Source organism: Streptomyces macrosporus, from assembly GCF_039533145.1.
In the GTDB taxonomy this organism is placed as follows: domain Bacteria; phylum Actinomycetota; class Actinomycetes; order Streptomycetales; family Streptomycetaceae; genus Streptomyces; species Streptomyces macrosporus.
On sequence record NZ_BAAASZ010000031.1, the window covers coordinates 24,738 to 48,003 of the forward strand.

At 71.3% G+C, this 23,266-nt stretch carries 20 protein-coding genes, 1 pseudogene and 1 riboswitch; of the genes and pseudogenes, 11 read left to right on the forward strand and 10 right to left on the reverse strand.

All coding sequences use genetic code 11. From position 1 onward, the window contains the following. Positions 1-12: 12 nt before the first annotated feature. The 6 genes and pseudogenes from ABD335_RS22060 (at position 13) to ABD335_RS22085 (ending at position 6,461) form a co-directional block, all read left to right on the forward strand. Positions 13-1,248, forward strand: coding sequence for an LCP family protein (locus ABD335_RS22060; protein WP_425583708.1), 1,236 nt, complete (start codon positions 13-15; stop codon positions 1,246-1,248). A 233-nt stretch (positions 1,249-1,481) separates the two neighbouring features. Further along, positions 1,482-3,317 (forward strand): LCP family protein, encoded by a 1,836-nt coding sequence (locus ABD335_RS22065; RefSeq protein ID WP_344326301.1) that lies wholly within the window; start codon positions 1,482-1,484, stop codon positions 3,315-3,317. 37 nt (positions 3,318-3,354) lie between these two features. Next, the gene (locus ABD335_RS22070; protein ID WP_344326303.1) at positions 3,355-5,079 is read left to right on the forward strand and encodes an LCP family protein; all 1,725 of its coding nucleotides are present in this window, start codon (positions 3,355-3,357) and stop codon (positions 5,077-5,079) included. Between the two features lie 347 nt (positions 5,080-5,426). After that, positions 5,427-5,549, forward strand: a pseudogene (locus ABD335_RS22075) (IS5/IS1182 family transposase); the annotation flags it as partial. 145 nt (positions 5,550-5,694) lie between these two features. Then, entirely contained in the window at positions 5,695-6,114 is a 420-nt protein-coding gene (locus ABD335_RS22080) for a spore-associated protein (protein WP_425583715.1), read from the forward strand. A 74-nt stretch (positions 6,115-6,188) separates the two neighbouring features. Then, positions 6,189-6,461, forward strand: a complete 273-nt coding sequence (locus ABD335_RS22085) for a hypothetical protein (protein WP_344326307.1) — start codon at positions 6,189-6,191, stop codon at positions 6,459-6,461. A gap of 259 nt (positions 6,462-6,720) precedes the next feature. On the opposite strand, the gene ABD335_RS22090 is transcribed toward ABD335_RS22085, so the two are convergent. Continuing rightward, positions 6,721-7,773, reverse strand: coding sequence for a glycosyltransferase family 2 protein (locus tag ABD335_RS22090; protein ID WP_344326309.1), 1,053 nt, complete (start codon positions 7,771-7,773; stop codon positions 6,721-6,723). A 147-nt stretch (positions 7,774-7,920) separates the two neighbouring features. Between ABD335_RS22090 and ABD335_RS22095 the strand changes: the two genes are divergently transcribed. After that, a complete protein-coding gene (locus ABD335_RS22095) occupies positions 7,921-9,528 on the forward strand; it encodes an LCP family protein (protein ID WP_425583709.1) in 1,608 nt (535 codons plus the stop codon). A 51-nt stretch (positions 9,529-9,579) separates the two neighbouring features. Here the strand turns inward: ABD335_RS22095 and ABD335_RS22100 are convergent, their stop codons facing one another. Further along, a complete protein-coding gene (locus ABD335_RS22100) occupies positions 9,580-10,131 on the reverse strand; it encodes an acyl-CoA thioesterase (RefSeq protein WP_344326312.1) in 552 nt (183 codons plus the stop codon). Positions 10,132-10,252: 121 nt separating this feature from the next. Here ABD335_RS22100 and ABD335_RS22105 point away from each other — a divergent pair, with 121 nt between their 5' ends. Continuing rightward, positions 10,253-11,434: an LCP family protein gene (locus tag ABD335_RS22105; RefSeq protein WP_425583710.1), complete on the forward strand. Its 1,182-nt coding sequence runs from the start codon at positions 10,253-10,255 to the stop codon at positions 11,432-11,434. Positions 11,435-11,609: 175 nt separating this feature from the next. On the opposite strand, the gene ABD335_RS22110 is transcribed toward ABD335_RS22105, so the two are convergent. After that, positions 11,610-12,788, reverse strand: a complete 1,179-nt coding sequence (locus tag ABD335_RS22110) for an acyl-CoA dehydrogenase (protein ID WP_344326314.1) — start codon at positions 12,786-12,788, stop codon at positions 11,610-11,612. A gap of 169 nt (positions 12,789-12,957) precedes the next feature. Here ABD335_RS22110 and ABD335_RS22115 point away from each other — a divergent pair, with 169 nt between their 5' ends. Beyond that, the gene (locus ABD335_RS22115; protein ID WP_344326316.1) at positions 12,958-14,298 is read left to right on the forward strand and encodes a UDP-glucose dehydrogenase family protein; all 1,341 of its coding nucleotides are present in this window, start codon (positions 12,958-12,960) and stop codon (positions 14,296-14,298) included. A 214-nt stretch (positions 14,299-14,512) separates the two neighbouring features. Here the strand turns inward: ABD335_RS22115 and ABD335_RS22120 are convergent, their stop codons facing one another. After that, entirely contained in the window at positions 14,513-15,076 is a 564-nt protein-coding gene (locus ABD335_RS22120; protein ID WP_344326319.1) for a CGNR zinc finger domain-containing protein, read from the reverse strand. 110 nt (positions 15,077-15,186) lie between these two features. Between ABD335_RS22120 and ABD335_RS22125 the strand changes: the two genes are divergently transcribed. Continuing rightward, positions 15,187-15,570, forward strand: coding sequence for a VOC family protein (locus ABD335_RS22125; protein ID WP_344326321.1), 384 nt, complete (start codon positions 15,187-15,189; stop codon positions 15,568-15,570). Positions 15,571-15,724: 154 nt separating this feature from the next. On the opposite strand, the gene ABD335_RS22130 is transcribed toward ABD335_RS22125, so the two are convergent. The 4 genes from ABD335_RS22130 to ABD335_RS22145 all read right to left on the reverse strand — a co-directional run bounded on the left by ABD335_RS22130 (position 15,725) and on the right by ABD335_RS22145 (position 20,363). Beyond that, on the reverse strand, positions 15,725-16,978 hold the full coding sequence (locus ABD335_RS22130) for a transglycosylase family protein (RefSeq protein WP_344326324.1): 1,254 nt from the start codon (positions 16,976-16,978) through the stop codon (positions 15,725-15,727). Between the two features lie 5 nt (positions 16,979-16,983). Then, positions 16,984-17,153: riboswitch (cyclic di-AMP (ydaO/yuaA leader) on the reverse strand. Positions 17,154-17,477: 324 nt separating this feature from the next. Next, positions 17,478-18,674 carry a dipeptidase gene (locus tag ABD335_RS22135; RefSeq protein WP_344326325.1) on the reverse strand — a complete coding sequence of 399 codons (1,197 nt, stop codon included), beginning with the start codon at positions 18,672-18,674 and terminating at the stop codon, positions 17,478-17,480. A gap of 1 nt (position 18,675) precedes the next feature. After that, the gene (gene purE / locus ABD335_RS22140) at positions 18,676-19,227 is read right to left on the reverse strand and encodes a 5-(carboxyamino)imidazole ribonucleotide mutase (protein ID WP_344326327.1); all 552 of its coding nucleotides are present in this window, start codon (positions 19,225-19,227) and stop codon (positions 18,676-18,678) included. Then, entirely contained in the window at positions 19,224-20,363 is a 1,140-nt protein-coding gene (locus ABD335_RS22145) for a 5-(carboxyamino)imidazole ribonucleotide synthase (RefSeq protein WP_344326330.1), read from the reverse strand. Before ABD335_RS22145 ends, purE begins: the two co-directional genes overlap by 4 nt. 147 nt (positions 20,364-20,510) lie before the next feature. On the opposite strand from ABD335_RS22145, the gene ABD335_RS22150 reads away from it, so the two are divergent. Beyond that, entirely contained in the window at positions 20,511-21,014 is a 504-nt protein-coding gene (locus ABD335_RS22150) for a GtrA family protein (RefSeq protein WP_344326332.1), read from the forward strand. Here the strand turns inward: ABD335_RS22150 and ABD335_RS22155 are convergent. Further along, on the reverse strand, positions 20,943-22,229 hold the full coding sequence (locus tag ABD335_RS22155) for an ATP-binding protein (RefSeq protein WP_344326334.1): 1,287 nt from the start codon (positions 22,227-22,229) through the stop codon (positions 20,943-20,945). The two genes, ABD335_RS22150 and ABD335_RS22155, sit on opposite strands and share 72 nt — an antisense overlap. A gap of 45 nt (positions 22,230-22,274) precedes the next feature. Next, the gene (locus ABD335_RS22160; RefSeq protein ID WP_344326337.1) at positions 22,275-22,952 is read right to left on the reverse strand and encodes a response regulator transcription factor; all 678 of its coding nucleotides are present in this window, start codon (positions 22,950-22,952) and stop codon (positions 22,275-22,277) included. Between the last annotated feature and the right edge of the window lie 314 nt (positions 22,953-23,266).

A 23,266-nucleotide genomic window follows, 5' to 3' on the forward strand; every position in this document is an offset into this window, starting at 1 on the left:
ACCGCGCGAGGGATGAACGCAGACGTGACCGAACCAGAGGGTGCGCACCCGGCCGACCTCCCACTCCGACCCCGACGCCGCTGGCTGCGCTGGACGGCGCTGGGCGCGTCGGTCGCCGTATTGGCGGCGGCCGGGGTGGTCTGGACCCTCTACACCCAGCTCGACGGCAACATCCGCACGGATGTCGAGACCGTCAACCAGTTGCGACGCTTCGAGAGCGAACGACCGGCGGCGGTCGTGCACGAGGCGGAGAACATCCTCCTCATCGGCTCCGACGACCGCGGTGGCGACAACGGCAAGTACGGCCGTGACAGCGGCACCCAGCGCTCGGACACCACGATCCTGCTGCACCTGTCCGCCGACCGCTCCAGCGCCACCGGGGTGTCGATACCGCGCGACCTGATGGTGGAGATCCCCGCGTGCGAGCGGCCGGACGGCACCACCGTCGAGCCGCGGTTCGCGCAGTTCAACTGGGCCTTCCAGCTCGGCGGCGCGGGGTGCACGATCCGCACCGTCGAGAAGCTGACCGGCATCCGCGTGGACCACCACGTCGTGGTGGACTTCACCGGCTTCACCAAGCTGGTGGACGCGGTCGGCGGCGTCGAGGTGTGCCTGGCCGAGCCGGTGGACGACCCGGACGCCCAGCTCACCCTGGACGCGGGTCCCCAGACGCTCGACGGCGAGCAGGCGCTCGGCTACGTCCGCACCCGCAAGGGCATCGGCGACGGCAGCGACACCCAACGGATGGCCCGACAGCAGGAGTTCCTCTCCCTGCTGGTGCGCAAGGTGCACGACGAGGGCATCCTGACGGACCCGTCCAAGCTCTACTCGGTGCTGGACGCGGTGACGTCCTCCCTCACCGCCGACCCCGGACTGGACTCCCTCTCCGAGCTCTACGATCTGGTGGACAGCGTGCGGGACGTCCCGGCGGACCGGGTGCGGTTCATGACCGCGCCACGGCAGCCGTACACCTACAACCCCAACCGCGACGAGTTGGTGCAGCCGGACGCCGACCGCCTGTTCACGGCGTTGCGCAACGACGAGCCGGTGCCGGAGCCGGAGCCCTCCGACGCGGAGTCCGGCTCCCCGGAGACGACCGCTCCGGGCACCCCCTCCCCCTCGGCGACCGGGGCGGGCGTGTCCAAGGCCGGCTTCGCGGCGCCGAACGCCGGGACCGGGCTGCCGGAACCGACCGCCTCGCCGTCGTCCGGACAACAGACGTCCGTGGCCGGAAATCCATGCGGCTGAACGGGCTCCCGAGAGAAACAGCACACCGATTGGCTTGAAGAAATGAAACGGAATGCCCGTTTGGCGAAGAAGGGAACTTGCCAACAGGGGTGCTCCCCACCGGGCTGTCCCAGATAGTGTGTGCAACCCGGTGCGCTCGTCCAGGCCGCTGCGCACCGCACGATGACTGACCAGGCGCCTTGACACCCCGAGGGAAGGGCGCTGCGTGGCACCGACGGAGGATCCAGGCAACCGTGGACGCGCAAAGCCGTGGGCGGGCGGGTGACATCGACCCCGCAGACCAGTGGGTGTTCGACCCGAACACCGGTGACTACAGACTGCGAATGCCTTCCACCGAAGCGCGAGCTTCCTCCGCCTCGCCGTCGTCTTCCGATTCCCCCTCTTCCCCCTCTTCCCCGCCGTCCGGCTCCTCCACCCCCCGTACGCCCGGCTCCCGCGCCGCGGGCTCCCGGGCGGCGGGCTCCCGGGCGGCGAGCCGGAGCGCGGCACCTCCCCGCGGCGAGGTGCCGCGGCAGCGTCGCAGGCGCGCGGCGGACGGCCCGCCGGGCGGCGGCCCGTCCGGAGGCGACGGCCCGACGGGCGGCAGGTCGAGCAGCCGGCGCAAGCCCAAGCCGAAGAAGTCCCGGAAGAAGAAGGCGCTGCTGTGGACCGGCGGCGTGACGGCCTTCCTGCTCGTCGGCACCTCGGCCGCCGCCTACTTCACCTACCAGCACTTCAACGGCAACATCAGCACGGTCGACGTCGGCACCGCGGGCGACGGCGGTTTCGGCCAGGGCGGCCCGATCAACATCCTGCTGATCGGCACCGACAAGCGCACCGGCAAGGGCAACGAGGGCTACGGGGACAACGGCAGCGGCGGCCACGCCGACACCACGTTCCTCTTCCACGTCTCCGAGGACCGCACCAACGCGACCGTCCTGAGCATCCCCCGGGACCTGATCACCGACATCCCCGACTGCCCCACCAAGCAGGCGGACGGCTCCACCGAGATCATTCCGGGCACGCCGGGCACCCGGTTCAACAACAGCCTCGGACAGGAGGGCCGCGACCCGGGCTGCACCATGCGGACCGTCAAGGAACTGACGGGCCTGGACGTCCACCACTTCATGATGGCCGACTTCAACGCCGTCAAGACGCTGACCACCGCGATCGGCGGCGTCGAGGTCTGCCTGGAGAAACCCGTCAAGGACCCCAAGTCCCATCTGGACCTGCCCGCGGGCAAGAGCACCATCATGGGCGAGGACGCCCTGGCCTTCGTCCGTACCCGGAAGAGCTTCGGCAACAGCAGCGACCTGGACCGCATCAAGGTCCAGCAGCAGTTCCTGAGTTCGATGATCCGCAAGCTCAAGTCCAACGACACCCTCACCGACCCCGGCAAGATGTGGAAACTGGCCGAGGCCGTCACCAAGGCGCTGACGGTGGACACCGGCATAGGCACCATCAAGAAGCTGACCCAATTCGGTCAGGAAATCAGCGGGATCAACACCAAGAACATCTCCTTCGTCACCCTGCCGGTGAAAGACAACCCCGCGGAGGTGGTCAAGGCCACCGTCGTCCTCGACGAAGCCAAGGCGCGTCCGCTGTTCTCGATGCTGCAGAACGACGTCTCCCTCACCGAGGTGGAGAAGAAGGAGAAGGCCGCCAAGGACAAGGCCAAGAAGGAGCAGGAGGCGCTGCTCAAGGGCGAGCGGGCCGCGGCGTCCGATGTGCGGGTCGAGGTCCTCAACGGCGGGGACACCGCCGGGGCCGCCCAGACGACGCTCACCTGGCTGCAGAACTCCCAGGGCGTGCTGAAGTCCAGCAACGGCGGCAACGCGCCGAAGAAGATCGCCAAGACGACCCTGGAGTTCGCGCCCAACCAGGCCGACCAGGCCCGCAAGCTCGCGGACCTCATGGGTCTGCCCGCCTCCGCCCTGAAGCAGGGCACCGAGGACGCTGAGCCGCTGGAGCCGATGACCCTGACGCTGGGCGCCGACTTCAAGGGAGCCGGAGTTCCCATCGCCGCCCCGACGAAGGCGCCGGAGGGCATCCCGCAGATGGAAGCCGACAAGCAGATATGCGCCGGGTGAGGCCCGTACACCGCGCCCTCGGCGCCGACTGAACGACATGGGGGAGGAAAACCCGTTGGGGCACAGCGCCGTACGGGGCGAGGGAGCGCACAGGCGCGTCCCCCGGGCAGAGGACTTCGGCTGGAACGACAGCCTGTACGACGGGCCGGAGGGGGACGGCACGGACGCCGACGCGCCCGCGGGCGAAAGCGCCGGCTCCGACCGCCCGGCGGCCCCCGCGTCCCGGAATGGACACGGCCCCAAGGGTCCCCAGGGCCCGGACGGTTCGCGGCGCGACCGGCCCCGGATCCCGCGCCGCGGCAAGCGGGTGCTGCGCTGGACGGCCCTCGGCCTGTCGGTGCTGATCCTCGGCACGGCGGGCGTCGGCTACTTCTACTACGAGCACCTCAACGGCAACCTCACCCGGAAGCCCCTCAACCTCGGCGGCGAGCAGCTCCGGCACGGCACGGACGCCAACGGCCGGTCCCCCGTCAACATCCTGCTGCTGGGCTCCGACAGCCGCGGCTCCCGGCGGAACGTCGAGCTCGGCGGCGCCCGGGACGATGCGGACCGCAAGCCCCTCGCCGACGTGCAGATGCTGCTCCACCTCTCGGCCGACCGCGACAGCATGTCGGTGCTCAGCATCCCCCGGGACACCAAGGTCACCATCCCCGAGTGCACCGACCCCGAGGACGGCACGGTCCACCCCCGGACCGTCGACAGGATCAACTCCAGTCTCCAGCACGGCGGTCCGGGTTGCACGGTCGCCACCTGGATGGAACTGACCGGCATCCCGATCGACCACTTCATGATGATCGACTTCGCGGGTGTGGTGGACATGGCCGACGCCGTCGGAGGCGTCCCCGTCTGCGTGGACGCCAACGTCCACGACCGGCGGTCGGGCCTCCGCCTGAAGAAGGGGACCACCACCGTCACCGGCGAGCAGGCCCTGCAGTGGCTGCGCACCCGGCACGGTTTCGAGGACGGTTCGGACATCGGCCGGGCCAAGGCCCAGCACATGTACATGAACTCGATGGTGCGCCGGCTCAAGGCGGGCACCAAGCTCACCGATCCGGGCAAGCTGCGGTCCCTCGCCGAGGCGGCCACCAAGGCCCTCACCGTCGACGAGGGCATCGACACCGTCAAGGACCTCTACGACCTGGCGAACGAGCTCAAGCAGGTCCCCACCGACCGGATCACCATGGCCACCATGCCGTGGGAGTACTCCGACGGCGGCAGCTACGTGGTGCCCAAGCCCGGCGAGGCCGAGGAGGTGTTCTCGCTCATCCGCGACGACATCGCCCTCGACGGCAAGGACGCGAAGTCCGAGAAGGGCGCCGAGAAGGGGACCGAGGACCCGGCCGCCCCCAGCGACCGCATCCCGGTGCGGGTCAGGAACGGCACCGGCTCCACCACCCTGGCGCCCGTCGACGGCCGCGCCGCCGTCCTCACCGACCGGCTGCACCGGCTCGGCTTCACCCGGGCCACCGCCGACCCGACGTCCGTCTCCCAGGCGAACACCACCCTGTCGTACGCGGACGAGGACCGGCGCGGCGACGCCCTGGCCGTCGCCAAGGCCCTCGGACTGCCCGAGCGGGCCGTGCGGCGCTCCGCCGACGCCGAGGGGATCACCCTGGTGATCGGCGCCGACTGGCGCGCCGGGGTGACATACCCCAGGACGAAGGAGGCGGCGGAGGACCGCGGGGCACCGGAATCGGCACGCGCCCTCAATGGCGGGGACACCGAGGCCTGTATGCGAGTAAACCGGAGCTTCACCTGGTAACGAGGTGCGCCGAAGGGCCAGTGCCCTCCTCCCGTCGAAGAGCCACCACGGATCCGCCTTGCGCGGTCCACGTCCTCGACGACGGCGAACGGATGCCCTCCGGCGAAGACGGCCCGGAAAAGTTTCCGGAGCCAAGGTTCCCAACACTCGCGTCCGACCGCATCGAGGCGTGCGGGTCGGCAACGGGCGCCGCTGTTTCCGGGACGTGGCCGCCACTGAGCTCGTCCAAGCCATCGCGGGGGGACACAGCAGCGGGGGGACTACGCGGATGGGCGCGCACGCCCACACCACCGAAGAGCATGGCGAACCTCTTTCATCCTGTGCCGCGGGGATGAAACGGCCTGGTCATCGAGGTCCTGGCCGCCTGGGCGCCGGGGCTGCACGAGGCCCTGGTGGACTTGGGCGAGGGAGACTTCGTCATCGTCGACGGAACGCTGATCCCCACCGACAGGCCGGCCGCGGACGAGCCGGTTGTGCCGGCCTGGCCGCACGTTGTCCTCCTGCCTGGCGCCGCGCACCGGCACACAGGTCGTGTGACACATGCCACACGAGAAGGTGTTGCCCGGCCTCCACTCCACCGGCACGATCATCCACAGAACTGACAGGAGGTCAATTATGAATTTTTACAGGAGACTTGGCTCCGTTACCGCCGTCCTCGGCCTCACGGTTGCCGGGACGGCCCTCACCACCGGCACCGCTCAAGCCGCTTCCTATAACGGCGCCTGCGGGTCCGGCTACAGCGTGATCGATTCCATGAACGTCTCCGACGGGACCGTATACCTCACGTACAACGGATCCAATGGCTACAACTGCGTAGTGACCGTCAGCAATCATCCGGGCACCGCAATGGTCATGTCGGCCAACCTGCGCATCTCCAGAAACGACACAGTTTGGAAATACAACGAAGAGGATTCGGGGCTTTACAAGTATTACGCGGGCCCCGTCTATCAGTACGCTCCGGGCAGCTGTGTCGACTGGGGCGGGCGAGTCAATTCCAACTACACTCAGATCAATTACGACGACCACTGCGGCTGACGGGCCCTGCGGCTTTCCGTCGGTCGGCTGTCAGTGAACCCTTCTCGTCCTGAGCACCGGGCGGCCTCGATGGCGTGAACGGCAACGGAACGGTGTACCTGACCTACAGCTCCTCCAACGGCCACAACTGCGCGGTGACGGTCAACAACACCGGCGAGCAGCGGTGGATCGGGGGCAAGCTGAAGACCTCTTCATCGTCCTCCTGGGAGGACGAGGGGTGGTACACATTCCACGCAGGCCCGGCGCACGTGTATGCCCGCGCCACCTGCGTGGACGGGGGCGGCCACGTCCGCTATGGCAAGGAGTCCGGGGACACCTACATCACCTGGAAAGATCACCGCGGCTGACCAGCACAGCAGTCTCGCGGGGTCCGACCGTGCCGAACCCCCGGCAGGTCCATACGGTGGACGACACCGGCCGGCCATCGTCTGCCCCCTGAGAAGGACAAGGTTCTGGCCGCGTACGCCAAAGATGCCGTCGGACATGACCGTCGTGGGGACAGCCTCCTACTGACGGACGGCCTCCCAACGGAGGCTGCCGCTTCCCGCGGCCTTCGCCGATTCGCCCACAGCCCATCGACGAAGGCCGCGCCGCACACCTCATCTGCTATGTATCCGCCCGTACGGTGGTCACCGGGCCCCGCCGGCCGGCCTTCACCTTCTCCGCCAGCTTGCGCGGGCTGGTCAGGAAGCCCCAGCCCCACGACATGTGCATGGTGGCCAGCGCGAGCGGAATCCGCACCCGCGCCTTCAGCGGCAGCCCCCTGCCCGCCGGAATCGATCCCGCGGTGATCGCCGCGAGGTAGCCCGCCGGGACGACCAGGCCCCACGGCGTGACCAGCGCGCCCACCACCACGCCCGCCGCGATGGCCACCACGGCCGCGGGCGGCGCCAGGTAGCGCAGGTTGATCGAGCCGGAGTGGTAGCGGGCCACCACGTGCCGCCAGCGGCCGTAGTTGCGGTACTGCTTGGCCAGGGCGCGCATGCTCGGGCGCGGGCGGTAGGAGACCAGCAGCTCCGGCGAGAACCAGACCAGCCCGCCGTCCTGACGGATGCGGTAGTTCAGCTCCCAGTCCTGCGCCCGGATGAACTCCTCGTTGTAGCCGCCCAGCCGCTCCAGCACCTCGCGGCGGAAGACGCCCAGGTAGACCGTCTCGGCCTCGCCGGCCTCGCCGCCGGTGTGGAACGCCGCGTTGCCGACGCCGATGCGCGAGGTCATGGCGGCGGCCACCGCCTTCTCCCAGTCGTTCTCGCCCTCGGCGTGCATGATGCCGCCGACGTTCGCCGCGCCGGTCTCCTCCAGCAGCCGCACGGCGGTCGCGATGTAGTTCGGCGAGAGCATGCCGTGCCCGTCCACGCGCACCACGATCGGATGGCGGGAGGCGGCGATGGCGGCGTTGAGCCCCGCGGGGGTGCGGCCGCTGGGGTTGGGCACCGTGCGCACCCGCGGGTCCTCGCGGACCAGTTCGGCGGCGATCTCGTCGGTGCGGTCCTCCGAGGGACCGAGGGCGATCACGACTTCCAGCTCACCGGCGTACTCCTGCTCCAGGATGTGCCGCACGGAGCTGCGCAGGTACCGCTCCTCGTTGAGCACCGGCATGATCACGGAGACCGCGGGCGGCGCCGCGGCCGGGGAGGGGGATTCGGCTGGAGACGTCACCGGGCCACGGTACCGCGAACGGGTGAGCGTCTTGCACGGCAGCCGGGTGGGCCGCGGGCCTCGGACGGCGTGTGGCCGCAGTCCGTAGATCGTATGGGCCTATGTTGGCCCCTTCCCGGCCCCCACCGCCACGGAGGTGGTTCTCCGATGCCCGCACGGTCCCGTCAGCGCGGTCGCCACGCCCGCCCCCGGCCCAAGCGGAGCGTCCTGTCCCGCTGGGGAACGCGGACGGCCACGGCCGTCTCGGCGATGGTGCTGCTGGCCGGCGGCATCGGTCAGGCGGTGGTCAGCCGCCTGGACACCCGGCTGGAACGAGTGGACCCCTTCCGCGGACTCAGCCACCGGCCCGCGGTCGGCGACGGCACCAACTTCCTGGTCGTCGGCACCGACGACCGCGACACCGTCACCGAGGAGGAGAAACGGCGGTACTCCCTCGGCGGGACCCCCTGCAACTGCACCGACACGATCATGCTCGTGCACCTCTCCGCCGACCGGGACCGGGCCAGCGTCGTGAGCATCCCCCGCGACTCCTACACCGAGTTCCCCGAGCACACCGACCCCGCCACCGGGGAGCACCGCACGGACCGCACCGGAAAGATCAACGCCGCCTACGCGATCGGCGGCCCCAGCCTGACCGTCCGCACCGTCGAGAAGATGACGGGGGTGCGCATCGACCACTACCTGGAAGTGGGCTTCACCAGCTTCATGCGCACCGTCGACGCCCTCGGCGGGGTGCCGGTGTGCACCACACGGCCGCTGCACGACAGCCACAGCGGCCTCGACCTGCCGGCCGGCACCACCCGGCTGGGCGGCGGCCAGGCCCTGCAGTACGTACGCGCCCGGCACGTCGACCCCGACGGCGACCTCGGCCGCATCAAACGCCAACAGCGCTTCCTGGCCTCCGTCATCAACGAGGCCACCCGGAGCGGCGTGCTGATGAACCCCGCGCGGCTCAACCGGGTCGCCTCCGCCCTGCTCGGTTCGATGCGCGCCGACCCCGAGTTCGGCACCGACGAGATGATCGCCCTCGGACGGGCCATGCACGGCTTCACGGCCGCCTCCTCGGAGTTCGCCTCGGTGCCGGTCGCCGACCCCGACCACAACGTGCCCGGCATCGGCTCGACGGTGGTCTGGGACCACGAGGCCGCCGAGAGGCTGTTCGCCGCGCTCCGCCAGGACCGTCCGCTGGCGACCGGCGGGGCGGCGCACGCGAAGGACCCGGACGAGAAGAACCCGGAGAGGCCCGGCGAGAAGGCCGGCCGGGAGGGAAGGTCCCGGCCGGCCGAACCCCTGCCGGTCGACGTGGACCCGAAGACCGTCCGCGTCCAGGTCGAGAACGGCACCACCGTCGCCAACCTCGGCGCCTGGGTGGACCGGGAACTGCGCGCCACCGGCTTCGACACCACCGGCATCCCGCGCGCCGCCGAACGGCAGGACGTCCGGGAGACGGTCATCCACTACGACCCCGAGTGGGACCGCTCGGCACGCGCCCTGGCCGCCGCGCTCCCCGGCGCCCGGCTGCGGGAGACCGAGGGCCAGGGACGGGTGATGAAGGTCACGGTCGGCACGGAGCACAACCGGGTGCGGCGGGTACGGCCGCGTCCCGACACCCCGGAGACGGGGACGGCGACGGAGTCGGAGACGGCGGCGGAGACGGCGCGGGAGAGGGAGTCGGAGGAGGCGGAGCCGCGGAAGCCGGAGAAGAGCGCCCCGGCGGTCACGGGCGACAAGGTCACCTGCCCGCGCCCCGACTGACCCGCCGTCGGCCCCCGCGTCGGCCCCCGCCTCCGCCCGGCCGCGCCGCGCCTAGTCGTCGAGCACGCCCTCCGCCGTCCGCCGGTCGCGCAGCTCCTTGATGGCCCGACGGCGGGCGAGCCGGTGGGTGCGCCGGATCTGCGCCTCCTGCCAACGCCGCTCGTCCCGTTCGGTCTCGGGGACCACCGGCGGCACGGGCCGCGGCTTGCCGCTCTCGTCCACCGCGGTGAACACCAGATAGGCCGAGGCGACCTGGGTGGCCGGGGTGGACTCGTTCCAGCGCTCGGCCATCACCCGCACACCGACCTCCATCGAGGTCCGGCCCGTCCAGTTCACCTGCGCCTTCACATGGACCAGATCGCCCACCCGGACCGGCTCCAGGAAGACCATCTCGTCCATCGACGCCGTGACCGCCGGACCGCCCGAGTGCCGCCCGGCCACCGCGCCCGCCGCGTCGTCGACCAGTTTCATGATCACGCCGCCGTGGACGGTGCCGAGGAGGTTGGTGTCGTTGGCCGTCATGATGCGGGACAGTGTGATCCGGGACACGGATGTCGGCTTGCCCGGCAGTTCGTGCTGGGGAGCCTGGGCGTGAGTGGTCATGCCCTCCACCCTAAGCGCCCGTCCGGAGCCGCCTCGCAATGCATCATCTCTGCAACAGACGTCCTCCCGTTTCGTCCCCTTGTCTGGGCCTCACCCGACCGGAGGGGGCACACTGCCTTCCATGACTGACTGGCCCAACGGCGGCAGCGCCCGCCCGCACCCGGACCCGACGCGTGTCATGCCGACCCATCAGCACGGCGGCCACGGCGGCCACGCGGGCTACGACTCCGGTTACAACACCGGCCAGGTCTACGCCGGTTCCGGCTACGGCGGTCCGGGCCGGCGCGGTACGGGTCACGGAGACCCGGGCCGCGGCGGTGCCCGCCCCGTCGACTGGGGCCGGCGGATCAAGGTCGGTCTGATCACCTTCCTGGTCGTGGCGCTCGTCTGGTCGATCGGCACCTACTTCTGGGCCGACTCCAAGCTGCGCCGCGAGGTCGACCTCGGCATCGTGAAGGACCGGCCGGAGGAGGGCGAGGGCACCACGTACCTGATCGTGGGCTCCGACAGCCGCGAGGGTCTGTCCGACGAGAGGAAGAAGGAGCTGCACACCGGCTCGGCCGACGGCAAGCGCACCGACTCGATGATCCTCCTGCACGTCGGCGACCAGGGGACCACGATGATCTCGCTGCCGCGCGACTCCTGGGTCACCATCCCGGAGTTCACCGGCTCCGAGAGCGGCAAGGACTTCCCCTCGCCCGGCGCGCGCAAGCTCAACGCGGCGTACTCCATGGACGGCGCCACGCTGCTGGTCCGCACCATCGAGTACAACACCGGCCTGCGCATCGACCACTACGCGGAGATAGGCTTCGGCGGCTTCGCCGAGATCGTGGACGCGGTCGGCGGCGTGGAGATGGACATCCCCCGCGACATCAAGGACGAGAAGTCCGGCGCCGACTTCAAGAAGGGCCGTCAGACGCTCGACGGCGCCGAGGCCCTGGCCTTCGTCCGCAACCGCTACGAGGCCGGCAGCGACCTGGAGCGCACCAAGAACCAGCAGAAGTTCCTGGCCGCCCTGGCCGACCAGACCGCCACCCCCGCCACGATCCTCAACCCCTTCAGGCTCTACCCGACGATGAGCGCGGGCCTGGACACCCTGATCGTGGACGAGGACATGGGCCTGTTCGACCTCGCCTCGATGTTCTGGGCCATGAAGGGCGTCACGAGCGGCGAGGGCACCTCGATGAACATGCCGATCGCCGGCAGTGCCCCGCAGGGCTCGCTCAAGTGGGACATGGAGAGGGTCAGGCTCCTGGTCGACCAGCTCAAGAACGGCGAGAAGGTCACGGTCAAGGGCGACTGAGCGCGCGACTCCCCACCGGTCCCGAACCCGGCCTCCTCGGCCGGTCCTCCGGCCGGCCGAGGCCCGGGTGGGGCGCACCGGGGACGAGGGTCCCAAAGGCTCAGGGGCGCCCCGGAGGACGCCCCTGAGCCGCGGACACGCGCCGCTGCGCGGGAAGCTCCGCCCTGCGGCGGCCTTACGGCAGGTTGCGGGACATCACGATCCGCTGGACCTGGTTCGTGCCCTCGTAGATCTGCGTGATCTTGGCGTCGCGCATCATCCGCTCGACCGGGTAGTCGCGGGTGTAGCCGTAGCCGCCCAGGAGCTGGACCGCGTCCGTGGTGATCTCCATGGCGACGTCCGAGGCGAAGCACTTGGCGGCGGCGCCGTAGAAGGTCAGGCTCTCGGACCTGCCGTCGGCGCCGAGGGTGACGCGCTCGGAGCGGGCGGCGGCGGCGTAGGTGAGCTGGCGGGCGGCCTCCAGCTTCATCGCCATGTCGGCGAGCATGAACTGGATGCCCTGGAAGTCGGCGATGGCCTTGCCGAACTGCTTGCGCTCCTTGACGTAGCCCTTGGCGTAGTCGAGGGCGCCCTGGGCGATGCCGAGGGCCTGGGCCGCGATGGTGATGCGGGTGTGGTCCAGGGTCTTCATCGCGGTGGCGAAGCCGGTGCCCTCCTCGCCGATCATGCGGTCGGCGGGGATGCGGACGTTGTCGAAGTAGACCTCGCGGGTCGGGGAGCCCTTGATGCCGAGCTTCTTCTCCGGGGCGCCGAAGGAGACGCCCTCGTCGCCCTTCTCCACGACGAAGGCCGAGATGCCCTTGGAGCGCTTCTCGGGGTCGGTGACGGCCATCACCGTGTAGTACTCGCTGACGCCGGCGTTGGTGATCCAGCGCTTGACGCCGTTGAGGACCCAGGTGTCGCCGTCGCGCACGGCGCGGGTCTTCATTCCCGCGGCGTCCGAGCCGGCCTCCGGCTCGGAGAGGCAGTAGGAGAACATCGCGTCGCCCTTGGCCAGCGGGGCGAGGTACTTCCGCTTCAGCTCCTCGGAGCCGGAGAGGATCACCGGGAGCGAGCCGAGCTTGTTGACGGCCGGGATCAGGGAGGAGGAGGCGCAGACGCGGGCGACCTCCTCGATCACGATGACGGTCGCGAGGGCGTCGGCGCCCGCGCCGCCGTAGGTCTCGGGCACGTGGACGGCGTGCAGGTCGTTGGCGACCAGGGCGTCCAGGGCCTCCTGGGGGAAGCGGCCCTGCTCGTCCACCTCGGCGGCGAAGGGTGCGATCTTCGCCTCGGCGAGCGAGCGCACCGACTCGCGGAGCATCTCGTGCTCTTCGGACGGCCGGTAGAGGTCGAAATCGGTCGATCCCGCCACGGTGTCTCACTCCCTGGATGCGGTTCTGCTAACTACCGTTAAGTAACACAATTCTAGTGCGGGGCCCGTTCCCCCGGCTCCCTTGGATACATGACTTTGCCGACACTGGCCACGGCACCGGCCGGTTATGCTCGCGGACAGCACCTCGCCCTTCTCCCAGGAGCAGTCCATGGCCCTCAGAATCACCGTGATCGGCACCGGTTACCTCGGCGTGACACACGCCGCCGCCATGGCCGAACTGGGCTTCGAGGTGCTGGGCCTGGACGTGGTGGCCGAGAAGATCGAGACGCTGTCCGCCGGGCGGGTGCCGTTCTACGAGCCGGGGCTGGAGGAGCTGCTGCGCCGCCACGTCGCGGGCGTGGAGGGGTCGACCGGGCGGCTGCGCTTCACCACCTCCTGGGAGGAGGTCGGCGCGTTCGGCGACGTCCACTTCATCTGTGTGAACACCCCCCAGAAGCAGGGCGAGTACGCCTGTGACATGTCCTACGTGGACAGCGCGGTGGACTCGCTGGCCCCGCACCTGACGCGGCCCGCGCTGGTGGTCGGCAAGTCCACCGTGCCGGTGGGCAGCGCGGACCGGCTGGCGCGGCGGCTGGTGGAACTGGCCCCCGCGGGCGAGGGGGCGGAGCTGGCGTGGAACCCGGAGTTCCTGCGCGAGGGCTACGCCGTCGAGGACACCCTGCGCCCGGACCGCATCGTGGTGGGGGTGCGCTCGGAGCGGGCGGAGGAGCTGTTGCGCGAGGTGTACGCGAAGCCGGTGTCGGAGGGCTCGCCGTTCGTCGTCACCGACTTCCCCACCGCCGAGCTGGTGAAAACGGCGGCCAATTCCTTCCTCGCGACCAAGATCTCGTTCATCAACGCCATGGCCGAGGTCTGCGAGGCGGCCGGCGGCGACGTGGTGAAGCTGGCGGAGGCGATCGGGTACGACGATCGGATCGGGCGGAAGTTCCTGCGCGCCGGCATCGGCTTCGGCGGCGGCTGTCTGCCCAAGGACATCCGCGCGTTCATGGCCCGGGCGGGCGAGCTGGGCGCCGACCAGGCGCTGACCTTCCTCCGCGAGGTCGACTCGATCAACATGCGCCGCCGCTCCCACATGGTGGAGCTGGCCCGCGAGACGGTCGGCGGCACCTTCCTGGGGCAGCGGGTGGCGGTGCTGGGCGCGACCTTCAAGCCCGACTCCGACGACGTGCGGGACTCGCCCGCGCTGAACGTCGCCGGGCAGATCCACCTCCAGGGCGGACAGGTGATGGTCTACGACCCCAAGGGGATGGAGAACGCCCGACGGGTCTTCCCCACCCTGGGCTACGCCGACAGCGCGCTGGAGGCGGTGCGCGGGGCGAACGTGGTGCTGCACCTGACGGAGTGGCGCGAGTTCCGGGAGCTGGACCCGCAGGTGTTGGGCGAGGTCGTGGCCGAGCGGCGCATCCTGGACGGCCGCAACACGCTGGACCCGGCGCTGTGGCGCAAGGCGGGCTGGTCCTTCCGCGCCCTGGGCCGTCCGACGGCCTAGACACCTCGCACGGCCGGCCGGGCCCGCGGTCGTCGGTCCGTGCCGGAGGAGGCGCGTCCGACGGGGGCCTCGCCCACCCGCGGATCGGAGGGGAGCGGGGCCGGGCGGTGAGCGTCCGACGCGGGCGGGAGCCCCGCGCCGAGGACGTGCCGCCGCGCGCCCCGGACGTCTCCGCCGGCGTCGGCGGCGGTCCCGTGGCCGCGCGGGGCGGGGCCTACCCTCCGGACGACCGTCGCGCGCGGTACGTCCGCATCTTCGCCCGGCTGCCGCAGACGGCCATGGTGCACCAGCGCCTGCGGCCGGCCGGGCTCCTGTCGTAGTACGCCCAGCGGCAGTCGTGGGCCTCGCACACCTTGAGGCGGGTCCAGGTGCCGTCGCCCGCGGCGGTGGCCACGGCGAGGGCGATCCGGGCGGTGAACGCCGCGGCGCCCGGGGGGACGTCGGCGGGTTCGAGCGTGGCCGTCCCCTCCTCGTCGACGGCCACGGTGAGCGGTGCGCGGCGCAGCAGCGCGGCCAGCTCGGCCGCCGTCTCCTCGGGCATCCGGACGCCCGTGTGGGCCAGACAGGCGGCGCGCAGGCCCTCGCGCAGTCCGACGATGGCCGGAAGGTCGCGTTTGGCCAGTCCGAGCCCGGTCAACCCGTGGTCGTGCGCGAACGCGGCGAGACCGTCCGCGGTGGCGAGGGCGTCGGTGCCCGCCTCCACGTTCAGGGTGTTGATCAGATCCCGTACCAGGCGGAGCCCCGGCGGCGTGGGATCCCGGTCCTCCGGCTGTTCCACCCTTGCCACGTTACCGCCGGAGGGCCATCATGAGGTAACTCGTTACTGGTTGGAGCCCTTAAGAGGTAACGAAGACGGGAACGCGGAAACCACGACACAGGAGGAGCACCATGGCCATCACCACACTGAAGACCGTCGTCGTACTGGACTGCCCGGAGCCGGGGAAGCTCGCCGAGTTCTACGCGCGCATGTTGGGCGGGAGGGTCGAGGGCGAGGGCCGCTGGGTCGAGGTGACGTTCGACTCGGGCGCGCTGCGGGGCCGGACGCTGGCCTTCCAGGAGGCCCCCGGCCACGTGCCGCCCCAGTGGCCGAGCGCCGAGCACTCGCAGCAGTTCCACTTCGACTTCTACGTGCCGAGGGAGGAGTTGGACGCGGCCGAGCGGGAGGCGCTGGAGCTGGGGGCGAGGCTCGTCGAGGGCGACGACGGCGGCAAGCGCGACTTCCGGGTCTACCTGGACCCGGCGGGGCACCCCTTCTGTCTCTGCGTCGACTGACCGCGTCACGCGGGAAGGGCCGCGAACGGGTCGCGGACGCCCCGCGAACGGACGAGGCGGGCGGGGCGCGGAGTGTTCACACTCCGCGCCCCGCCCGCCTCTTGCCGTCCCAGGGGAGGGGTCACGCGGCCCGTGTCGGGCCGTGTGGCACGGCTCAGATGTTGACGCCGTTGGCCCGCAGGTAGGCCAGGGGGTCGATGTCCGTGCCGTAGCCGGCGCCGGTGCGCACCTCGAAGTGCAGGTGCGGGCCGGTGCTGTTGCCGGTGGAGCCGACCGCGCCGATCTGCTGGCCGACGGTGACCTTCTGGCCGGTGCCGACCGAGATCGAGGACAGGTGGCCGTACTGGCTGTAGCGGCCGTCGTCGTGCCGGATGACGACCTGGTTGCCGTAGGCACCGCCCCAACCGGCGGAGACCACGGTGCCGTTGGTGACGGCCTTCACCGGAGTGCCGGAGGCGGCGGGGAAGTCCTCACCCGTGTGGCCGTTGGACCAGCGGGCGCCCGCGGCCTTGTAGGAGCCGGACGGGGTGGCGTTCACCGGGGCGGTGTAGCCGCTGGAGACGTCGGTGGACGCGCCGGCGCTCCGGTCGGCCCGCTCGATCGACTGCTGCGCGGGCTGGGAGTTGGTCTCGGCCTTCTCCACCTTCTGCTCGGCCTTGGCCTCCGGCTTGGCCTCCGGCTTGGCGGCGGCCTTCTGCTGGACGGCGACGCCGCCCAGGGAGAGCTTCTGGCCCGGGTAGATCAGGTTGGGGTCGTCGCCGATGACCTGGCGGTTGTCCTCGTAGACCTCCTGCCAGCCGCCCGCGATGTCGTGGGCACGGGCGATCTTGAACAGGGTGTCGCCGTTGACGACCTTGTAGGAGGTGGTCTTGGCGGTCGACTCGGCCCGCTCGGTGCGGTCGGCGCGCTCCGGCTGGGCCTGCTCCTCGGCCTTGGGCTCGGCCTTGGGAGCCTGCTGCTCCTGGGCGGCCGGAGCCTGCTGCTCGTTCGCCTCGCTCTTCCCGTCGGGGGAGACGGCGGGAGCGGGGCCGCCCTTGGTCAGACCGGCCTTGACCGAGCAGACCGGCCAAGCGCCCGGGCCCTGACCCTCCAGGACCTTCTCGGCGATGGCTATCTGCTGGTCCTTGGTGGCCAGGTCTGCGCGCGGGGCGTACTGGGTGCCGCCGAAGGCCTCCCAGGTGCTCTGGGTGAACTGCAGACCGCCGTAGAAGCCGTTGCCGGTGTTGATGCTCCAGTTGCCCGTGCTCTCGCACTGGGCGACGCGGTCCCAGGTGTCGACGGAGGCGGCGTTGGCGTTGCCGGCGGCGATCAGGGGCAGGGCCACACCGGCGCTGCCCACCGAGATGGCCAGGGACAGGCGGGTGAGGCGGCCGGCGCGGGCACGACGATGACGTCCGCGTGCGGACATAAGGGGGCTCCTCTCCTACGCCTGCGAGGTGAGCTGTCGGGTTCGGGCTGGAGTTGCCCGGCCGTGTGGGCCACGACGTCGGGTCGTGACACGGCTTCACCCCAAGCCGTCCCGTGCGGACACGGTCCGGCGCTTACCTTGGGTCCCCCGCTCCTGCCGATGGCGGTGTGGATGGTCCAGCCCGCTGCCGTCGGCAGGATTCGGCGTACCGACAGCGAGCCGCCGCACGTTCGTACGGCGCGGCCAGAACCGTAAACACAACGTTTCCGCCGCAACAAGCCGATGGGTCACAGGAAGCCCGTTTCGCTGCTATTGCCTACGTCTCATTTGTGACCCTGCGCGACGAATCCGTCTCCGAGGGCGACATTCCGCCGCGCTGACATTCCGTCAACACCGGCCCATGACCAGCGGATATGACCGAGCGGGATCTCCGGCCGCACGGAGTGCGACGGGCTCGGAGATCCCGCTCGTGAGTTACGTCACCGAAGGGGGTTCGGCGTCATCCGTCGAGCTGTTCGATGGTGGCGATCGAGGGGCCGCGCCGGGCCTGCTCGTCCCGCGCGACGGCCTCCGCGTCGCGGAGCACCCGCACCGCGTTGCCCCAGGTCAGCTTGGCCAGGTCGGCCTCGGACCAGTGACGGTCCAGCAACTCGGCCACCAGATTCGGATATCCGGACACATCGCTCAGATCGGACGGGGTGAAGGCCGTGCCGTCGAAGTCGCCGCCGATGCCGATGTGGTCGATGCCCGCGACCTCGCGCATGTGGTCCAGATGGTCGGCGACCGTCGCCGCCGTGGCGACCGGGCGCGGATGGGCCTCCTCGAAGGCCCGTTGGACCTCCCGGCCCCTCTCGGTGCCGTCCAGGGGATGCAGGCCGTGGGCGCGCATGTTCTCGTCGGCGGCCTCGGTCCAGGCGACGGCGGCGGGGAGGACGAACTTCGGCACGAATGTGGCCATGGCCACACCGCCGTTGGCCGCCAGCCCCTCCAGCACGTCGTCGGGGACGTTCCGCGGGTGGTCGCAGACCGCGCGGGCGGAGGAGTGCGAGAAGATCACGGGCGCCGTGGAGACCCGCAGCGCGTCGCGCATGGTGGCCGGCGCCACGTGCGAGAGGTCCACCAGCATCCCCAGCCGGTTCATCTCCCGTACGACCTCCTCGCCGAAGCGGGTCAGGCCGTCGTGGCGGGGGGCGTCGGTGGCCGAGTCCGCCCAGTCGATGGTGTCGTTGTGGGTGAGCGTCATGTAGCGCACGCCCAGGCGGTACAGGGCGCGCAGCGTGGCCAGGGAGTTGTTGATGGAGTGGCCGCCCTCGGCGCCCATCAGCGAGGCGATGCGGCCCTCGGCGCGCGCCGCCTCCATGTCGTCGGCCGTGAAGGCGAGCCGCAGGTCGTCCGGGTAACGGTCGGCCAGCCGCCGCACCACGTCGATCTGTTCCAGGCAGGCGCTGACGGCGGCGTCGCCCGTCAGGTCCGTGCGCACGTAGACGGACCAGAACTGCGCCCCCACCCCGCCCGCCCGCAACCGCGGGATGTCGGTGTGCAGATGGGCCGACTGGTCGCTCGCGATGTCGCGCCGGTCGAGGTCGTAGGCGACCTGCTCGCGCAGCGCCCACGGCAGGTCGTTGTGGCCGTCGACGACGGGGTGGGCGGCCAGCAGCGCGCGGGCCCGCTCCAGCGTCTCCCCGGTGCGGGCCATCTCACCGCCCCCCGAAGCCGAAGCCCGCGTCGCCCGCGGCGACCTTGGCCCGCAGCCGGCGCCCCTTCTCCTCGGCCTGCTTCTTCAGCTCCGCCTGGAAGCGCTCCATCCGCTCCCGCAGGGCCGGGTCGTGGGCCGCCAGCATCCGCACGGCGAGCAGTCCGGCGTTGCGGGCGCCGCCGATCGAGACCGTGGCGACGGGGACCCCGGCGGGCATCTGGACGATGGACAGCAGGGAGTCCATGCCGTCCAGGTGCTCCAGCGGCACCGGAACGCCGATCACCGGCAGCGGGGTGACGGAGGCCAGCATGCCCGGCAGGTGGGCCGCTCCTCCGGCGCCCGCGATGATCGCCTTCAGGCCGCGGTCCGCGGCCCGGTCGCCGTAGGCGATCATCTCGTGCGGCATCCGGTGCGCGGAGACCACGTCCACCTCGTGGGGGACCTCGAACTCCTCCAGGGCCTTGGCCGCGGCCTCCATGACGGGCCAGTCGGAGTCGGAGCCCATGACGATGCCCACGACGGGGGCGGAACCGGAACGGGGGGCGTTGCTCATTCGGTGATGGTCCCTCGCAGGTAGGCGGCGGCGTGGGCGGCGCGCTCGCGGACGTCCGCCAGATCGTCGCCGTAGGTGGTGACGTGGCCCACCTTGCGGCCGGGCTTCACGTCCTTGCCGTACATGTGGATCTTCAGCCGCGGGTCGCGGGCCATGCAGTGGAGGTAGCCCTGGTACATGTCGGGGTAGTCGCCGCCGAGCACGTTGACCATCACCGTCCACGGCTCGCGCGGGCGCGGGTCGCCGAGCGGGAGGTCGAGCACGGCCCGCAGGTGGTTGGCGAACTGCGAGGTGACCGCGCCGTCCTGGGTCCAGTGGCCGCTGTTGTGGGGGCGCATGGCCAGCTCGTTGACCAGGATGCGGCCGTCGCCGGTCTCGAACAGCTCGACCGCCAGGTGCCCGACGACGCCCAGCTCCCTCGCCACCGTCAGCGCCAGCTCCTGGGCCTGGCCGGACAGCTCGGGCGACAGGTCGGGCGCCGGGGCGATCACGGTGTCGCAGACGCCGTTCACCTGGATGGACTCCACCACCGGGTACGCCACGGCCTGGCCGTGCGGGGAGCGGACCACGTTGGCCGCCAGCTCGCGGACGAAGTCGACCTTCTCCTCGGCCAGCACCGCCACGCCCGCGCGGAACGGGGCGGCCGCCTCCTCCTCGGAGCGCACCACCCACACGCCCTTGCCGTCGTAGCCGCCGCGGACGGTCTTGAGGACGACCGGCCAGCCGCCGGTCTCGGCCGCGAAGCGCGCCACGTCCGCCGGGTCCGCCACGATGCGGTGCCGGGGGCAGGGGATGCCGATCTCGGTGAGACGCGCCCGCATCACGCCCTTGTCCTGCGCGTGCACCAGCGCGTCGGGACCGGGCCGCACGGGGATGCCCTCCGCTTCCAGGACGCGCAGATGCTCGGTCGGGACGTGCTCGTGGTCGAACGTGATCACGTCGCAGCCCCGGGCGAAGTCACGCAGCGTGTCCAGGTCGCGGTAGTCGCCGACGACGACGTCGCGGACCACTTGGGCGGCGGAGTCCTGTGGAGTGTCACTGAGCAGCCTGAACCTGACCCCGAGGGGGATGCCCGCCTCGTGGGTCATCCGCGCGAGCTGACCGCCGCCGACCATGCCGATCACAGGAAATGTCACAGTCGTAGCCTATCGGCCGGGCCCGGGGGTACTCCGTCCGGCGTAGGGCCGCGGCCGGCGCCACGGATAGCATGGCGAGCCACGGAAGCCGACAGACGGCCGGCGCGGGCCGGCGGAACGGGGCAGCGGATCTCTATGGGGATCTCCATGGACGAACGGCACACACTGCGCGTCCGCCTCCGGCGGCTCCGCCGCGAGGCCGCCAAGTTCGGCACGGTGGGCGCCCTGGGCTTCCTCGTCAACGTCGCCGTCTTCAACCTCTGCCTCCACGGACTGGGCCTGGCCCCGGTGCGGTCGGGGGTGATGGCGACGGCGGTCGCCATCGGCACCAACTACCTGGGCAACCGCTACTGGACGTACCGGCACAGCGACAAGAGCCGGATGTCCCGGGAGGCGGGTCTCTTCCTGCTGTTCAGCGGCGTCGGCCTGGTGATCGAGAACGGCGCCCTGGCCGTCTCGCACTACGCCCTGGGCTTCACCTCGCCGCTCGCCGACAACATCGCCAAGAACGTCGTGGGCATGGGCATCGCCACGGTCTTCCGCTTCTGGTCCTACCGCACCTGGGTCTTCCGCGGCGGCTCAGCCGGCGGCCGGGCCCTCGACGTCCCGGCTGAGAAAAAGCGCGAAGACCGGCGGGTGCTGCTGAAGTAGCTCCAACCGTCCGCCGTCCGCCTCCGCCAGGTCGCGGGCGACGGCCAGCCCCAGGCCCGTGGAGTTGCGCCCGCTGACCGTGCGCTCGAAGACGCGGGCGCCCAGCGACGGATCGACGCCCGGCCCCTCGTCCGTGACCTCGACCACCACCTGGTTGCCGGCGATGCGGGTGCGCAGGGCGACCGTACCGTCACCGTGCATCAGGGCGTTCTCGATCAGCGTGGCGAGCACCTGTGCCACCGCGCCCGGGGTGCCCACCGCCCGCAGGCCCTGCCGGCCGGAGCGGACGACGGCCCGGCCGGCCTTGCGGTACGCCGGGCGCCACTCCTCGATCTGCTGCTTGACCACCTCGTCCAGGTCGAAGCCCACGGCGGAGCCCGAGCGGGGGTCGCGCGAGTTGGTCAGCAGCCGCTGCACCACGTCGGTCAGCCGCTCCACCTGGGCCAGGCCGATCATCGCCTCCTCGCGGATGGTGGCGGTGGCCTCCTTGTCGGTGGTCGGCGCGGCGTCGGCGGCGTCGGCCGCCGTGACGATCTCCTCCAGCCGCATGGACAGCGCCGTCAGCGGCGTGCGGAGCTGGTGGGAGGCGTCCGCGGCCAGTCGTCGCTCGGCGGTGAGCATCCGGGCGATCCGCTCGGCGCTGGCGTCCAGCACGTCCGCCACCCGGTCCAGCTCGGGCACCCCGTAGCGGCGGTGCCGGGGGCGGGGGTCGCCGGAGCCGAGCCGCTCGGCGGTCTCGGCGAGGTCGGTGAGCGGGGCCGCGACCCGACGGGCCTGCCGGACGGCCAGGAACACCGCCGCGATCACCGCGAGCAGCGCCACCGCGAGGATGATCAACAGGGTCCGGGCCACCTCGGCACGGACCGTGCTGCTGGGGAGCCGGACGGTGACGGACACGCCTCCCGAGCCGGTCGCGCGCCCCTCGATGGTGTCGCCCCCGGGGCGTTCGCCCAGCTCGATGGGGCTCCGTCCGGGCAGCTCGATGCGGACGTGGCGGTCCCCGGGCACCTGGGAGCGCATGGTCTCGGCGGTCACCCGCTCCTTGGCGACGACGCGGCTCTCGACGACCGAGACCAGCCGCGCGGCGTCGGACCGGACGCTCTCGTGGGCGCTCTCCTCGATGGTGCGGGTCTCGACGATGACCAGCGAGACCCCGAAGACGGCGATCACGACGAGGACCACGGCGAGCGTGGAGTTGATCAGACGTCTGCGCACGGCTCGGCGTCAGCCCTTCCAGGTCTTCGGGGCCCCCGGGGCCGGTCAGTCCTTCTCGAAGCGGAAGCCGACGCCGCGGACCGTGGCGATGTAGCGGGGGTTGGCCGCGTCGTCACCGAGTTTCTTCCGCAGCCAGGAGATGTGCATGTCGAGGGTCTTGGTCGACGACCACCAGGTGGTGTCCCACACCTCGCGCATGAGCTGTTCGCGGGTGACCACGCGGCCCGCGTCGCGCACCAGCACCCGCAGCAGGTCGAACTCCTTCGCCGTGAGCTGGAGCTCCTCGTCGCCCATCCAGGCCCGGTGCGACTCGACGTCGATGCGCACGCCGTGGGTCGCGGTGGGCTGGGCGGGCTCGACGGCGCCCCGCCGCAGCAGGGCCCGCACCCGGGCGAGCAGCTCGGCGAGGCGGAACGGCTTGGTGACGTAGTCGTCGGCGCCGGCGTCCAGACCGACGACGGTGTCCACCTCGTCGGCGCGGGCGGTCAGCACCAGGACCGGGAACGTGTGCCCCTCGGTGCGCAGCCGGCGGCAGACCTCCAGGCCGTCCATGCCGGGCAGACCGAGGTCCAGCACGAGCAGGTCGACCTCTCCGTGCTGTCCGGTCTCCAGGGCGCTGGGACCGTCCTCGCGCACCTCGACCTCGTACCCTTCGCGGCGGAGGGCACGGGCCAGCGGCTCCGAGATGGAGGCGTCGTCCTCGGCGAGCAGTACTCGGGTCATGGCCTGATGGTAGACCTCGCGGGGGTGCCTCCGGAGATGTGTGCGGGACTCGCGCGAACCCGGCCGGCGTTCCCGGTGCCGGTGTGAAATGCGCCTCCTCTCCCCGGGTACCCCTCGGGCGCCCGACACGGGGTGTCGTACCCTGACCCCTGGCGTTTGTCCAGGAGCGGCGGCCTTTGACGCATACGCATCGCGTCAGGGGCCTCCTTGCTGAAGAGGCCGAGGAGCCCCGCACGGGCTCCCGCGGGCCGGGTCGCCGGCCCGTCCGGGCCCCGGTCGCATGGCAACGCCCAAGCACCTGTCGGTCAGGGCCG

Bases quoted from the DNA above. Each gene is read 5' to 3' on its own strand.
- ABD335_RS22060 (WP_425583708.1), top strand. From the start codon at position 13: ATGAACGCAGACGTGACCGAACCAGAGGGTGCGCACCCGGCCGACCTC.
- ABD335_RS22070 (WP_344326303.1), top strand. From the start codon at position 3,355: ATGGGGGAGGAAAACCCGTTGGGGCACAGCGCCGTACGGGGCGAGGGA.
- ABD335_RS22080 (WP_425583715.1), top strand. From the start codon at position 5,695: ATGAATTTTTACAGGAGACTTGGCTCCGTTACCGCCGTCCTCGGCCTC.
- ABD335_RS22095 (WP_425583709.1), top strand. From the start codon at position 7,921: ATGCCCGCACGGTCCCGTCAGCGCGGTCGCCACGCCCGCCCCCGGCCC.
- ABD335_RS22100 (WP_344326312.1), bottom strand. From the start codon at position 10,131: ATGACCACTCACGCCCAGGCTCCCCAGCACGAACTGCCGGGCAAGCCG.
- ABD335_RS22105 (WP_425583710.1), top strand. From the start codon at position 10,253: ATGACTGACTGGCCCAACGGCGGCAGCGCCCGCCCGCACCCGGACCCG.
- ABD335_RS22115 (WP_344326316.1), top strand. From the start codon at position 12,958: ATGGCCCTCAGAATCACCGTGATCGGCACCGGTTACCTCGGCGTGACA.
- ABD335_RS22125 (WP_344326321.1), top strand. From the start codon at position 15,187: ATGGCCATCACCACACTGAAGACCGTCGTCGTACTGGACTGCCCGGAG.
- ABD335_RS22130 (WP_344326324.1), bottom strand. From the start codon at position 16,978: ATGTCCGCACGCGGACGTCATCGTCGTGCCCGCGCCGGCCGCCTCACC.
- ABD335_RS22135 (WP_344326325.1), bottom strand. From the start codon at position 18,674: ATGGCCCGCACCGGGGAGACGCTGGAGCGGGCCCGCGCGCTGCTGGCC.
- purE (WP_344326327.1), bottom strand. From the start codon at position 19,227: ATGAGCAACGCCCCCCGTTCCGGTTCCGCCCCCGTCGTGGGCATCGTC.
- ABD335_RS22150 (WP_344326332.1), top strand. From the start codon at position 20,511: ATGGACGAACGGCACACACTGCGCGTCCGCCTCCGGCGGCTCCGCCGC.
- ABD335_RS22160 (WP_344326337.1), bottom strand. From the start codon at position 22,952: ATGACCCGAGTACTGCTCGCCGAGGACGACGCCTCCATCTCGGAGCCG.